Origin of the sequence: Niallia taxi, from assembly GCF_004005475.1 — a bacterium.
GTDB classification, from domain to species: Bacteria; Bacillota; Bacilli; order Bacillales; family Cytobacillaceae; genus Niallia; species Niallia taxi.
In genome coordinates this window covers 88,770-102,455 of sequence record NZ_RZTZ01000007.1, presented here as the reverse complement: position 1 = coordinate 102,455, position 13,686 = coordinate 88,770, and the positions used below count along the sequence as shown (strand labels likewise).

Here is a 13,686-nt window from a genome sequence, read left to right as displayed (position 1 = left end):
GATATAATTTATGAACGTTATATGTCATTCTTTGGAATTTTGAGACGCTATTTCATAAATAAGATATGATAGAAAAAACATGGAAAGGGGAAGGGGGAAATACAATGAGTTTAACTGTTAATATACCTAAACAGGACGACAAGCGTGAAACTATACGGTTTTTGACTTTGGGTATCATTATTGCCGTAGCTGCATTATACATAGTAGCCTATTTCAATTTAAAGCATGATGTAGCGAAAGAAAATATGCTCTTAAATACAGTGCAAGGCGCAAATACACAGTGGAAAAGCTCAGGTAAGGAATTTCATTTGTGGAGTGCGATTTCCTATTTCCAAGAAGAAAAAACGATTGGCGAACAAAAAGTTGTCACAAGTTCATTGAAGGAGAAGGTTAGTGTTCTTGGCAATATGGAATCGATAGTAGAAGCTTCCATTTTAGCAGACAGCAGCTATGAAGATGACGGAAGCAAAGAACTGCTTTTTTTTGATCCGAAAACAGACTATAAGAACCTACCGCGGGAGCTGAACATGCTGGCTGACATGAACAGCAATACAATGGCAGAGGTTGCACTTTCCTTCGATAAAGCCTATTCCTTAACAGAAATAGAGGATATACTTGGCTCCAAGCATGTTAATTGGATGTGGGTAGACACAGCCACAGATGCAGAATTACAAGAGATGAATATGTCGCTAAATGAAGATAATGCTTACGCTGGGGATACAACAATCGGTTTTCAAGTGAAAGGGGCCGGATTTGTTAGTCATGGACAAGTATTCCTTGATAAACTAAAAAAGCTCAGTGATGATGAAGCATATCGAAAAGAAGCTGAACTCATTTTATCTGGAATAAATAAAAGTACTTTTCCGTCCGTAAAAGATATCAAAGTGAGAGGCGCTGTTATTTCAGGCACACCAGAACAGTTGGCTGCCTTTATGAAAGTAAAAATGATTAAAGCATCCACGATAGGAACAAAAATACACCAGATATAAAGGGAGGCGAGAGGCTTGAAACATGAATGGAGAAAGCATGAAAAGAGCTTGTATTTGCCCAAAGCAACACCAGATCTTGTCGAGGTACCAGCACAAAGGTTTTTTATGATAAATGGACAAGGCAATCCTAATGGAGAAGAGTTTGCCGAAAGGGTTAAAGTGTTATATTCAATGGCGTATGCTGTTCGTATGATGCCTAAAGGAGGAGTTACTCCTCCCGGTTATGTAGAATATACAGTTTATCCGCTAGAAGGAATATGGAGTTTAACAGAGAAAGGCAGGAAACTTCAAGAACTGAATAAAGAGGAATTCCTCTATACAATCATGATAAGACAGCCCGAGTTTGTGACAAAGGAAGTTGCACAAATGGCATTAGAAAAAGTAATGAAAAAGAATCCTCATCCCTTCTTAGAGCAAGTGTATTTCCAGACCTCCGAGGAAAGCCTTAATATTCAAATGCTGCATATCGGTCCATATGATGAAGAACCGAAAAGCTTTGCCAAAATGGACGAGTTTGCGCAGGAAAATAACCTCCTGAGAATAGAAAAGGAGCACAGAGAAATATACTTGTCTGATGCAAGGAAAGCGGCTCCAGAAAAACTAAAAACTGTTTTAAGATATAGAGTCCAACCAAAATGAAGCTGAAAAAGAGGGAACTTGATTAAGTTCCCTTTTTCGACTGTTATTGTGGGATAAAGTCATAAACAATTAAACCAATGGAAAGTAAAGAAACGGTAAAAAAGAGTATGGTATTACCGAATATGGAGATTAGCTTAAACACTGATTTCTCCCCCTTAAACCCGAAAACAACCCCGAGTATAGGTGTGATAATCATCGGTGCGAAAAACAAATATCCTAACCATTCACTAGTAAAATATGAATTGCCTGTTGGAGAGTATAGACTGCCAACCATGTATGCCAGTAAAGTCCATCCTATTGTTCCTAAAAAGCAATAAAAAGAGAAGGAAGTGTAAATATTTTTCATTAGTAAAAACCTCTTCCAATAATTGTATTATTGGTTCATAATATACAAATAATGGTATCGGTAAAAGTGCAATATTACCCGATTGAAGGACCGCAAACTATAAGGCTATAAGCAAGTTGGCCTATATATGAAACTAAAATGGAGTGATGACCATGACTGAAACAACATGCCCTCAATGCAACAGCGACAATATAAACAAAGGAGTTATTGTATCAGGAGTTAAGGAATTGCATATGTATGCGTATGAAAATAGAAGACGCGGGTCTTCCCCAATTTTGTCTTATTACTGTGGGGAATGTGGCTATATTATTGGATCGTTTGTGGAGAATCCCAATAGATTAGCAGACTAATAGCGTATTATGCCGACACCCTGCAGTACACAAAAATCGAGGTGGTAACTATGGGTGAATTTCCGTTAATTTTGTCAATTGCAGCAATATCAGGCGGTGGAAAAACGACAGTAGCAAAAAGGCTAGCCGCTCATCTAAATGATGGAGTAAAAATTGTACATTATGATGATTATCAGTTAACCGGACCAAGTGACTTCGGCAATTGGGCTGTTAGTAGTGGAGATAATAATGATTGGGATGTTTCGCCAATTGTTAAAGAAATTAATTTGCATATTAAAAATCGAGAAGTAAAATACATTATTCTGGATTATCCTTTTTCTTATCTTCATGCTCAGTTGAAGGATTTGATTAGTATCTCTATTTTCATTGATACCCCATTAGATATAGCTATGGCAAGAAGGCTTATCCGTGAAAATTACACAACAGTGGATATGATAAAAATAGATTCTCAAATCTATCTGGATAGGGGCAGAAAAGCATATCAAATCATGATTGAGAAGGTAAAACCAAGTGCTGATATAGTTATAGATGGAGCTCTTTCAGTAGAAGCCATCACGCAAAAACTAGTAAATATAATAAGGAGCAAAAGCCTAAATGAACGTTAGAATATCAGCAAAAGCCATTATTATAGATAATGATAGATTATTGTTAACAAAGAATAAAGACGACGAGGGGCATTTTTATTTATTCCCAGGGGGCGGACAGGAGCATGGAGAAACATTACATGATGCCGTGAAAAGAGAGTGTTTAGAAGAAATTGGCGAAGAAGTGGAGGTTGGCGAGCTGCTGTTTATCCGAGAATACATCGGGAAAAATCACGAGCACGCGTCCTTTGATTCAAACTTTCACCAAGTCGAACATTATTTTATATGCCGCTTGTTAAATGAAAATGATATTCTGCCATCAAATCCAGATAGTCACCAAGTCGGGATGGAATGGCTGCCTGTTCAACATTTACAAAACTATAGGATTTATCCGAAGGAACTGCTTTCGTATCTTATCAAATATACAAAAAATAGATCAACCCCTGTTTATTTAGGGGATATAAATTAAGCCTGAATACTGAGTCTATCTGTTTTGACAAAGTTTAGGAGTTTTTAATCTTTAATTTCTCTTAGTGGCTTGCCTTCATGAAGCTCCTGGATTCCTTCTTCACATACTCCGTATGAACGCCAGGAGCATGTTTCACAAATAATTGGGATATCGGAAGGCATAGCATGTGTTAGAATAGCTGTTTCAATATCCCTCCAACGAATAATCTCACCAACATGAAGTCCTAGTTTTTCTAAAAAAGCAGAATCTCTATCATATATATGACTGTCTAAACAATGGTACTTTCCTGAATTAGGATATTTCTCGCATAATTGATCTGGACCGTCTACAATTTGAACAAATGTGTCGGGATTCTTCCGCAATGTTTGATGCAGCTTGGTCATGTTTTGTACATACTCTGCTGAATAGCCCATCCCCCGATATCCTAACAGACAGAAAAGATGATGACCCCGAAGTTTATACATGAAAGCCCTCCTATATTATCGATATGTAAACCGTGATTGTATTTCGGTTAACTTATTATTAATATAGCATTTCTTTCATACAAGCGTAAATAAAGAAATTATTCGGAACTATATATTTTGGAAATTACAAACGAAAATACACAAGGATTATAAAGTGAAAGTGGAGAGGGCGAGATATAGTCTTACAGATAAGTTAGGCGACGGACTGTTCAATAGAGCTTCCGCAAATAAAAGCAAGCTGCTTCCTCTTGTTTTTAATGGATGTCAACCTGATGCTTAGATGAAAACTATAAGGGGCTAGCGATTTTGCTAGCCCCTATTTCACATATTAATGGTTAACGATACTTTCCTCTGCATCTTTAGCTGCTAATGCTCGTCTGCGACCGAGTTCAACATCCATATCTGACCGCTTTTCATCCAGTTTATAAAAGAACATGGTAATTCCTATCAGTACACAAATAATTAATGGAACCCAGATAAAGCTGATTTCAATATAATGCAAGGCGGTTGTCGTTTGGGTGGCATTTGGCACATAGCCGCCCAATTTCAAAAACACACCTACAAGCGCACTGCCGAGACCTAAGCTGACTTTAACAAAAAAGCCTTGGAAAGCAGCAATCATGCCGGAAATACTGCGATGGTTTTTGTACTCTGAATAATCAATAACGTCTGGCTGGATGGAAAAGGTCGTGCCGAATATTCCATAAATCCCAAGTCCTGTTATTGTTAGGCCAGCAATCAGCAGGGCAGGGGAGGTTTTTCCGAAATAAATAACTAAATCGCCAATAATATAAATGACAGTGCTTAGAAGCAATACGGTTTTCTTCGGCATTTTCTTTTGCAGCCATGGTAATAGAAGCAGCATTGGCAAACCTGATAATATCCCGAATAATCCTACAAATGTGAGCCAATCCGTCCGTCCGAGATTGTAAGTGAAATAGTAGATGACGGTTGTATTGCGAATAACAAATAGGCCAAAGTAAAGAAAATTTAAGATGAAGAAAATAACAGCCGGCCCGGTTAATCCTTTAAAATCCTCTTTAAAGGAGGATTTGCCTGGCTGGACGGTTGGTGGCACAACCTCCTTCGTATTGAAGAAGGTAAATACAAATACAAACACAGCTGCGATACCATATATAGTCATTGTTACTAAATAACCCTTTTGATCATCTCCTTGACCAAAGTAATGAACCATTGGTGTTGTAATTGTCATTACTAAAGCGCTTCCAATTAATGCGCAAATCATTCTCGTCGAAACTAACCAGTTACGCTCATGATTATCTGAAGTTAATCTTGGCACAATGGTGTTTAAAGGGATATTAACGACCGTATATGCAATATTTAATAAGCAGTATGTGACATATGCCCAGAGAATCTTACCTGACATGCCGACATCAGGAACAATAAAAGTCATGATTGTAAAGACAGCGAATGGTATTGCTCCAATGATGAAATAAGGTCTTCCTTGGCCCCATCTCGTTTTTGTTCTGTCCACTAATAATCCCATGCCAGTATCTGCAAATGCATCAATGATTTTGGTTACTAACATTAACGTACCAGCAACAGCTGCACTAATACCAAACACATCTGTATAGAAAAAAAGGAGATAAGACGCCATTGTACTAAATACGAGGTTGCAGGCGAAATCGCCTGCCCCGTATCCAATTCTCTTTTTCCATTTATCCATTTTGTCCCAGCTCCTTTTGCATATTTACTTAGTCAACGTGCCGAAATGCTTGTCAATGTTTTCATATCTGCCTTTAAGTTTTGATAGATTGATTTATATACCTTGTAATAGTCATTATATTTACGATGATTTTCTTGATTAGGCATAATTTTATCATCTAACACCTGCCACTTTTTCACATCGTCATAAGAAAGAAGGCCTGTGCCAATACCAGCGAGCATGACATCCCCCATATTTGCTTCTACATCATGGATAGGGCAAACGATTGGATATCCGGTAACATCTGCGAAAATTTGTCTCCAAAGCTTCGACTTTGTAACACCGCCGGCAAGGAGAATATATTCCCCTAAATATTCTCCAGTTGCTTCAATTGCATCTCTTAAGCTGTAGGCAACCGCTTCTAAAAAGGCTCGGTACATATGTGCCTTTGTATGAGCGAGTGAAAGTCCGACAATGGTGCCTTTTGCATCAGAATCCCAAATCGGACTTCTTTCCCCCATAAAGTAGGGAAGTACAACCAAGCCATCACTTCCTGCCGGAATATTAGCAGCCTGTTCATTTAATACATCATAAGCATTTTTGCCGCCGGCTTTTTCTGCTTCCAATTCAAATTGACATAAGGTTTGCCGGAACCATTTTACAATCGCACCTGCAGTCGCACCTCCTGCAAAATAGTAGGAGAGACGTTTAGCGTCATATAGATATGGCCAGACAATTAAGTCTTTTCCTTGCACTGGTTTATCAGAAATTAAAGCTGCACACATCGAGGTACCAATTGCTGCAGCATAAATCCCTGAATCGAATACACCAAGTCCGATATTTGCTGCACCGCAGTCAATTCCACTTGCAATAACAGGCATACCTGCAGTCAGTCCTAATTCGGCTGCCGCTTCTTTCGTTAATCCTCCGACAATATCTGTTGATTCGACGATTTTTTCCGGCATCATGGAGACGGGAATATCCATTGCAGCCATCATTTCCTTTGACCAAGTTCGATTATTCATATCGAAAATTCCACCAATATTTCCTGCAGAGGAATAATCAATGACAACTTCGCCAGTTAGTTTATAAATGACATAATCATTTGGCGGTAAGAAGAGCTTCGTTTTACGCCAGTTTTCCGGCTCATTATTTTTCATCCACAATATTTTCGTATATCCGTAGTAGGGATCTGCCCCATTATGGGTAACCTCAAGCAGTTTCTCTTTTCCAATAGATTCGAGGACCCAATTTGCTTCTTTTTCTGCTCTGCGGTCCATCCAAATCATACAAGGTCTGACAGGCTCCATATTCTCGTCCAATGGGATGCCAGAGCCGCCGTAAAGGCCGCTGACAGCAATCCCACGTATATTCTCAGGGGGAATTCCCGATTTTAATACAGTGTTTTTAATAGATGCTTTCGCCGCATCAAGCCAAACAGATGGCCATTGCTCTGCCCACAAAGGCTTTGGTGTTAACACATCGTATTCCTGCAGATCTTGAGCAATTAGATTGCCATCTGTGTCCATTAGTATTGTTTTTGTACCAGATGTGCCAATGTCTGTGCCGAGTAAGTAGTTCATCGTTCAAAACCTCCTAGGAATCTATTAAATTGCAGTAAATGCTCCATCAATGACAAAGTCTGATCCAGTCGTAAAGCTGCTTGTGTCTCCTGCGAGATATACACAAATGGATTGAAGCTCCTCAGGTCTGCCCATACGCTTAAGCGGTGCCATTTCATTCCATTGTTCGATAAGCGGCTTTAGGCTTGGTGAGTTTAAAGTAAGCTCTGTTCCGATATATCCTGGGCTGATACAGTTAACACGAACATTTCTTGTTGCCCATTCAACTGCCAGTGATTTCGTCAGCTGTATGACACCTGCTTTCGAAGCATTATAGGAGGCCTGTGGCTGCGGTACATTTACAATATGTCCTGACATGGAAGCAGTGTTAATAATAGAGCCGCCGCCTTGTTTTAACATAACCTTTCCAGCTGCTTGAGCTGTTAGGAAAACACCTGTGAGATTAATATCAATAACTTTCTTCCATTGCTCAAAAGTCATTTCCTCTGCAGGTATATTCAAGCAGATTCCCGCATTACAAAAAGCAACATCCAACCGGCCGAAATTTTCTAACACCGTATCTATCATAGCGCTTACATCTTTTGGGTTAGTAACATCCGCTTTAATGGCAATCGACTTAATCCCATTATTTTCTTCCAATTCCTTCGCAGTTTTTGTAGCTTCGTCGATATCTAAATCCACAATGGCAATATCTGCTCCAGCTTCAGCGAAGGCAGTCGCAACGCTTTTACCAATACCTCTTGCGCCACCAGTTACAAAGATTTTTTTCCCGTCTAAACGCATTTTTTCAATAATACCCATCGTTATCATTCCTTTTGTTAATGTATTTTGTAAAATACTTTTATAAAATATATTTACATAATAAATCCTGTTAAGCGAATAGTCAATAATTAGAAAAGAAAAAGTTGGCAGATGGTTTTTGACAAAGCTGTGATTGTTACCGCATATATGGTATATTTAATGTGCTAACATAAAGGTTTTTTATAAAATTAGTTTGTAAAATGGGGTCTTATCATGGAAAATAACATCACATTTAAAGATATAAAAAAAAGTAATTACTCCTCGATCTATCATCTAATCTATCATCATGAGAAGCTTTCCAAACAAGAGATAGCAAATCAGCTTAATCTAAGCTTGCCAACAGTTACCCAAAACCTTGTTCGCTTAGAAAATGAGGGACTAATAGAAAAGAGCGGGCAATTTGAATCCTCTGTAGGAAGGCGGGCTGCTGCTTATGCGATTTGCCCGCAAGCAAGAGTCAGCATTGGTGTTGAGATTGAAAAGAAATCAGTGCAAATAGTGGCGATTGATTTGCGTGGACATGCTGTTCAGCAGGAGAAATTAGTGATGGAGTATGCAGAGGAGGAGCATTATTATAAAAGCTTAAGTCAAGCAGTTCAAGCCTTTATTTCGAAACTTGAAGTAAAGAAAGAACAGGTACTTGGGATTGGCTTTGCTGTACAGGGGTTAACATCAAACAATGGACAAAACATTACGTATGGAAAAATATTAATTTCAACCGGATTGAATATTGACGTATTTGCACAATATCTTCCATATCCTTGTAGTTTTTTGCATGATGCTAAATGTGCTGCAACGACCGAGCTATGGGTAAGAGACGATATTGGCGATGCTGTTTATCTGTCAATTGGTCCCCATCTTGGTGGAGCGATAATTATTAATGGTCAAATTTACATGGGAAAAGAAGGGCATAGTGGCACAGTTGAGCATATGACAGTGAATGCTGAGGGTCCTGCCTGCTACTGCGGGAAAAGGGGATGCATGGAAACATACAGCTCTGTTAATGCATTGCTGAAAGAGGAGGAATCATTACCATTCTTCTTTGAAAAAGTCCGTTCAAATGTCCCTTCCTATACAAATAGGTGGGATGCCTTTTTAGAGTATTTAGCCATTTCCATTAACAATATCCACCTTGTCCTCAATAGAGATTTTATATTAGGAGGACATTTATCGCCTTACTTAACGGAAGAGGATATGGATACTCTACATGAAAAAGTAAATGGAAAAACAGCGTTCCCAAGCAATGAAGCATTTATATTTATAAGTCGTTCTGCCGCAAATGGTGTACCTATGGGTGCTGCTATTCCATTCATACAGACATTTTTGAACAAAATTTAGAAAGAAAACAGAAAGCTAGATACTTCATTGTGTCTAGCTTTCTTCCTGTCTGATTGCTTAATTTGCTTTGTTTTAATTTCGAGTCGTTTCATTCGGTGTTAACCTTAATATTCCCTTTTAAGCAATACTATTTCTAAAAGCCTCCTATAAAAGCTCTTTTGTATATTTGTAGAAAGTTTTTTTCCTGTTTTATTTATTGTTTGTTAATTTTTGGGAGTCTATAAGGGGCAAAGAGAAGAAAGAAAAATTGTAAACTTTTCAATCCCTAGTTGACAGATGGGTGAAATAAGTATAAATTACAAATTAGAAAACTCAATTTTAAAAATTTTATAAAAATGACGCTGATCAGATAACTGAAAGCTGCTACTTTTTTCTTAAAAAGTTGGCAGCTTTTTTTTATAAAAAAAAGGGGGAGCTCTAACAATGAAGAGAAAAAAGAAATCATTTTTTAAAGCAACTGCACTAATATTGGCCGCTTTTGTAACCCTTGCTGGGTGCAGCAGTTCGGAAAGCAGCGGGGAAAGTTCTGATTCCAAAAAAGTAGAATTATTGAATGTATCCTATGATCCAACGAGAGAGCTGTATGAAGAGTATAACAAAGCGTTTGCAGATTATTGGAAAGAGAAAACAGGGCAGGAGGTAACTGTTCAGCAGTCGCATGGCGGATCAGGAAAACAAGCACGAGCTGTCATTGATGGGATTGAAGCAGATGTTGTGACATTGGCTCTAGCTGGAGATATTGATGCGATTGTGAAGGAAAGAGGAATCATTTCAGAGGATTGGCAATCGAAGCTGGAGAACAATTCCACTCCATACACCTCGACTATCGTATTTTTAGTAAGAAAGGGCAATCCAAAGAATATTCAAGATTGGAATGACTTAATTAAGGACGATGTTTCTGTCATTACTCCGAATCCAAAAACATCAGGCGGTGCCCGGTGGAATTACCTTGCGGCATGGGCTTATGCTGACAAACAATTTAATGGAGACGAAACGAAAATTAAAGATTTTGTGAAAAAGCTATACTCAAATGTAGAGGTTCTTGATTCGGGGGCACGCGATTCTACTAACACATTTGTACAACGGGAGATTGGTGATGTGTTAATTGCTTGGGAGAACGAAGCATACTTAGCTATAAATGAATTAGGGAAAGAAAACTTTGAAATTGTTAGCCCATCCTTAAGTATATTAGCAGAGCCACCAGTTGCTGTAGTTGACGATATTGCTAAGAAAAAAGGAACAACCGAAGTTGCTACAGAGTACTTAAAATATTTATACAGTGAAACAGGACAAGAAATTGCAGCGAAGAACTACTATCGTCCTCGTGATAAAGATGTACTGGCAAAATATGCTGACCAATTCGAAGATATTGATTTAGTGACAGTCGATGATGATTTTGGCGGCTGGACTAAAGCTCAGGAAACACATTTTGCTGATGGAGGAACATTCGACGAAATTTACGTTCCATCAAACTAATCAATGAATCATCATTACCTTTGTGACTTGTAAAAAGGTAATGATGATTTACGATTCTTTACAATAAAAGAGGTGAGTAAATGAGGAAAGAAACGAACCAAAGGAAAGGAAAAAAAAGTAATGTACTTCCTGGTTTTGGCCTTTCATTAGGATATACGATGCTATACATAAGCATCCTTGTTATATTGCCATTATTTATGATATTTTTTAACACTACTAAAATGGGCTGGAGTGACTTTTGGGATACTGTCCTTGATCCACGCGTTGTTGCTTCTTATAAGTTAAGCTTCGGAGCATCATTTACAGCAGCATTAATCAATGTTGTATTTGGTGTTCTCCTTGCATGGGTGCTTGTTCGGTATCCATTTCCGGGAAAAAGGATTGTGGACGGTCTTGTTGATTTACCTTTCGCTCTGCCAACAGCGGTTGCTGGGATTGCTTTGACTACTTTGTATGCACCAAATGGATGGATTGGAAGTCTGCTAGGCTTTAAAGTGGCCTTTACGCCTATTGGTGTAACGATTGCATTGACGTTCATCGGCTTGCCTTTTGTAGTGAGAATGGTTCAGCCAGTTCTGCAAAATCTTGAGCGGGAAGTAGAGGAAGCATCTTCGAGTCTTGGGGCTTCTAGACTTCAAACCTTCACAAGAGTTATCTTCCCAGAGCTGCTTCCCTCCATTCTTGCTGGCTTCACATTAGCATTTGCCAGATCTTTAGGAGAATATGGATCAGTTGTTTTTATAGCAGGCAATATGCCGATGAAAACGGAGATAACCCCATTGCTGATTATTACAAAGCTAGAACAATACGACTATACGGGGGCGACGGCAATTGCTTCTGTAATGTTGTTTGTTTCCTTTCTCTTACTTTTCTTTATAAACCTTTTACAGTGGTGGACAAACAGGAATATGACAGCAAATTAAGAAAGGAGGAAAACCATTGGCAGGAAATGTACCATTACAACCAAACACAGCACCAGCATCGCAAAAGAAAACAGCTGTATCAGAGCCGGTGTGGGTGCGAACTATTTTAATCAATATATCACTTGTTTTTTTGGGATTATTCTTAGTTCTTCCATTAATCACTATTTTCATACAGGCATTTGATCAGGGTATGAAGGTCTATCTTGCTGCAATCACAGACCCTGAAGCAATGTCTGCAATTAAGCTGACATTATTAGTTATTGTAATAGCAGTCCCTTTAAATGCTATTTTTGGCGTTGCTGCAGCATGGGCTGTTTCCAAGTTCCAGTTTAGAGGGAAAAACTTGCTGATTACCATTATCGACCTACCGTTTGCAGTGTCACCGGTTATTGCTGGTTTAGTGTTTGTTCTGCTATTCAGTACACACGGCTTGTTTGGGGAATGGCTCTATGCTCACGACATTAAAATAATCTTTGCTGTTCCGGGAATTGTTCTTGCCACCATTTTTGTAACATTACCATTTGTAGCAAGGGAATTGATTCCATTAATGCAAGCACAAGGCACATCAGAAGAAGAAGCTTCTCTGACATTAGGTGCAAATGGCTGGAAAACCTTTTGGTATGTGACCATTCCGAATATTAAATGGGGCTTGTTATATGGAATTATCTTGTGTAATGCAAGAGCCATTGGCGAGTTTGGCGCAGTATCCGTTGTGTCAGGACATATCAGGGGCTTAACAAATACAATGCCTCTTCATATCGAAATTTTATATGGGGAGTATCAGTTTGCAGCAGCCTTTGCAGTTGCCACATTAATGTCCATTTTAGCCATTATTACACTCATTATAAAAAGTGTGCTGGAGTGGAAAACAAAAAACAATTCAGCAATTAAGTAGGAAGCAAAGGGGTGGTTGGAAATGAGTATTGTCATAAATAATGTTTCAAAATCATTTGGCTCTTTTCAAGCATTACAGGATATAGATTTGGAAATCCAAACAGGAGAGCTTGTTGCGTTATTAGGGCCGTCCGGGTCTGGAAAGACGTCACTGTTAAGAATTATTGCAGGTTTAGAATATGCCGATGAAGGCTCGATCTATTTTGGCAGTGATGAAATAACAGATATAAGTACAAAAGACAGAAAGGTAGGCTTTGTTTTTCAGCATTATGCATTGTTTCGCCATATGAATGTGTTTGATAACATTGCCTATGGTTTGAAGGTAAGACCGAAAAGCGCAAGACCAGATAAAAAGGAAATAGAAAAAAAAGTGAATGAGCTCCTTCAGCTAGTGAAAATGGAAGAATTGGCAAAACGCTATCCTGCCCAGCTGTCAGGTGGGCAAAAGCAGCGTGTAGCTCTTGCCCGTGCTTTGGCTGTAGAACCAAAAGTATTGCTTTTGGATGAACCGTTCGGAGCGCTAGATGCAAAGGTCAGGAAGGATTTAAGACGCTGGTTAAGAAATCTTCATGATGAATTTAATATCACAAGCATTTTCGTTACACATGACCAAGAGGAAGCGCTTGATGTCGCCGACAGAATTGTCGTAATGAATGACGGGAAGGTAGAACAAATCGGATCACCTGAGGAGGTGTATGAGCACCCGAAAAACCCATTTGTGTATGATTTCCTTGGAAATGTTAATTTGTTTCATGGCAGACTTGAAAACGGAAAGCTAAGTCAAGGTAATGCTCAGTTTCCAGTTCCAGGAGTGGTTCATGAACAGGACCAGAAAGCAGTTGGGTATGTCCGCCCACATGATATAACAATAACAAAAGAGGAAAGTGGTCAGGATTCTATCAAGGCAACGATTACACATATTCACGTCGTTGGTCCTATCGTTCATATTGAGTTGAAAAGAATCGATAATGACGAGTTTTTAGAAGCAGAAATAACAAAGGAGCTTTATCGTACACTTGGCTTACAAACTAAGGATAATGTATATGTTAAACCAAGTCAGCTGAAGGTGTTTTTTCCTGACGATTACTCTATATGATAGGATGAAGCTGCATTTTGCAGCTTTTTTTTATGTAAGCCAAACCCTTCCTAGAAAAATTGCTCTTA

General features: G+C 38.8%; 15 protein-coding genes. 10 read left to right on the top strand and 5 right to left on the bottom strand.

The genetic code is table 11. The annotated features are described in order from the left end of the window. Positions 1 to 104 precede the first annotated feature (104 nt). Together EM808_RS17490 and EM808_RS17485 are read left to right on the top strand one after the other, a co-directional pair. Positions 105 to 989, top strand: a complete 885-nt coding sequence (locus EM808_RS17490; protein ID WP_164849700.1) for an anti sigma factor C-terminal domain-containing protein — start codon at positions 105 to 107, stop codon at positions 987 to 989. 15 nt (positions 990 to 1,004) lie between these two features. After that, a complete protein-coding gene (locus EM808_RS17485; RefSeq protein WP_127739488.1) occupies positions 1,005 to 1,628 on the top strand; it encodes a GyrI-like domain-containing protein in 624 nt (207 codons plus the stop codon). Between the two features lie 43 nt (positions 1,629 to 1,671). Here the strand turns inward: EM808_RS17485 and EM808_RS17480 are convergent, their stop codons facing one another. After that, entirely contained in the window at positions 1,672 to 1,974 is a 303-nt protein-coding gene (locus EM808_RS17480; RefSeq protein ID WP_127739487.1) for a hypothetical protein, read from the bottom strand. Positions 1,975 to 2,126: 152 nt separating this feature from the next. On the opposite strand from EM808_RS17480, the gene EM808_RS17475 reads away from it, so the two are divergent. From EM808_RS17475 to EM808_RS17465, 3 genes are read left to right on the top strand one after another with little or no spacing between them, the layout of a single operon-like run. Continuing rightward, the gene (locus EM808_RS17475; protein WP_127739486.1) at positions 2,127 to 2,324 is read left to right on the top strand and encodes an acetyltransferase; all 198 of its coding nucleotides are present in this window, start codon (positions 2,127 to 2,129) and stop codon (positions 2,322 to 2,324) included. 50 nt (positions 2,325 to 2,374) lie between these two features. Continuing rightward, entirely contained in the window at positions 2,375 to 2,929 is a 555-nt protein-coding gene (locus EM808_RS17470) for a nucleoside/nucleotide kinase family protein (RefSeq protein WP_127739485.1), read from the top strand. Next, on the top strand, positions 2,919 to 3,377 hold the full coding sequence (locus EM808_RS17465; protein WP_127739484.1) for an NUDIX domain-containing protein: 459 nt from the start codon (positions 2,919 to 2,921) through the stop codon (positions 3,375 to 3,377). The genes EM808_RS17470 and EM808_RS17465 overlap by 11 nt, the downstream gene beginning before the upstream one ends. A gap of 44 nt (positions 3,378 to 3,421) precedes the next feature. Here the strand turns inward: EM808_RS17465 and EM808_RS17460 are convergent, their stop codons facing one another. The 4 genes from EM808_RS17460 to EM808_RS17445 form a co-directional block, all read right to left on the bottom strand. After that, complete coding sequence (locus tag EM808_RS17460; RefSeq protein ID WP_127739483.1) at positions 3,422 to 3,841, bottom strand: DUF1284 domain-containing protein; 420 nt, start codon at positions 3,839 to 3,841, stop codon at positions 3,422 to 3,424. Between the two features lie 328 nt (positions 3,842 to 4,169). Continuing rightward, a complete protein-coding gene (locus EM808_RS17455; protein WP_127739482.1) occupies positions 4,170 to 5,528 on the bottom strand; it encodes an MFS transporter in 1,359 nt (452 codons plus the stop codon). 32 nt (positions 5,529 to 5,560) lie between these two features. Next, positions 5,561 to 7,090: an FGGY-family carbohydrate kinase gene (locus EM808_RS17450; RefSeq protein ID WP_127739481.1), complete on the bottom strand. Its 1,530-nt coding sequence runs from the start codon at positions 7,088 to 7,090 to the stop codon at positions 5,561 to 5,563. 24 nt (positions 7,091 to 7,114) lie between these two features. Further along, positions 7,115 to 7,891, bottom strand: a complete 777-nt coding sequence (locus tag EM808_RS17445) for an SDR family oxidoreductase (protein ID WP_127739480.1) — start codon at positions 7,889 to 7,891, stop codon at positions 7,115 to 7,117. A 213-nt stretch (positions 7,892 to 8,104) separates the two neighbouring features. Here EM808_RS17445 and EM808_RS17440 point away from each other — a divergent pair, with 213 nt between their 5' ends. The 5 genes from EM808_RS17440 to EM808_RS17420 all read left to right on the top strand — a co-directional run bounded on the left by EM808_RS17440 (position 8,105) and on the right by EM808_RS17420 (position 13,618). Then, positions 8,105 to 9,229 carry an ROK family transcriptional regulator gene (locus EM808_RS17440; RefSeq protein ID WP_127739479.1) on the top strand — a complete coding sequence of 375 codons (1,125 nt, stop codon included), beginning with the start codon at positions 8,105 to 8,107 and terminating at the stop codon, positions 9,227 to 9,229. A gap of 423 nt (positions 9,230 to 9,652) precedes the next feature. Beyond that, positions 9,653 to 10,705 carry a sulfate ABC transporter substrate-binding protein gene (locus EM808_RS17435; protein WP_127739478.1) on the top strand — a complete coding sequence of 351 codons (1,053 nt, stop codon included), beginning with the start codon at positions 9,653 to 9,655 and terminating at the stop codon, positions 10,703 to 10,705. Between the two features lie 80 nt (positions 10,706 to 10,785). Continuing rightward, positions 10,786 to 11,628 carry a sulfate ABC transporter permease subunit CysT gene (cysT, locus tag EM808_RS17430; protein ID WP_127739477.1) on the top strand — a complete coding sequence of 281 codons (843 nt, stop codon included), beginning with the start codon at positions 10,786 to 10,788 and terminating at the stop codon, positions 11,626 to 11,628. A 16-nt stretch (positions 11,629 to 11,644) separates the two neighbouring features. After that, positions 11,645 to 12,523 (top strand): sulfate ABC transporter permease subunit CysW, encoded by an 879-nt coding sequence (gene cysW, locus EM808_RS17425; protein WP_127739476.1) that lies wholly within the window; start codon positions 11,645 to 11,647, stop codon positions 12,521 to 12,523. A gap of 21 nt (positions 12,524 to 12,544) precedes the next feature. After that, positions 12,545 to 13,618: a sulfate/molybdate ABC transporter ATP-binding protein gene (locus tag EM808_RS17420; RefSeq protein WP_127739475.1), complete on the top strand. Its 1,074-nt coding sequence runs from the start codon at positions 12,545 to 12,547 to the stop codon at positions 13,616 to 13,618. Positions 13,619 to 13,686 lie beyond the last annotated feature (68 nt).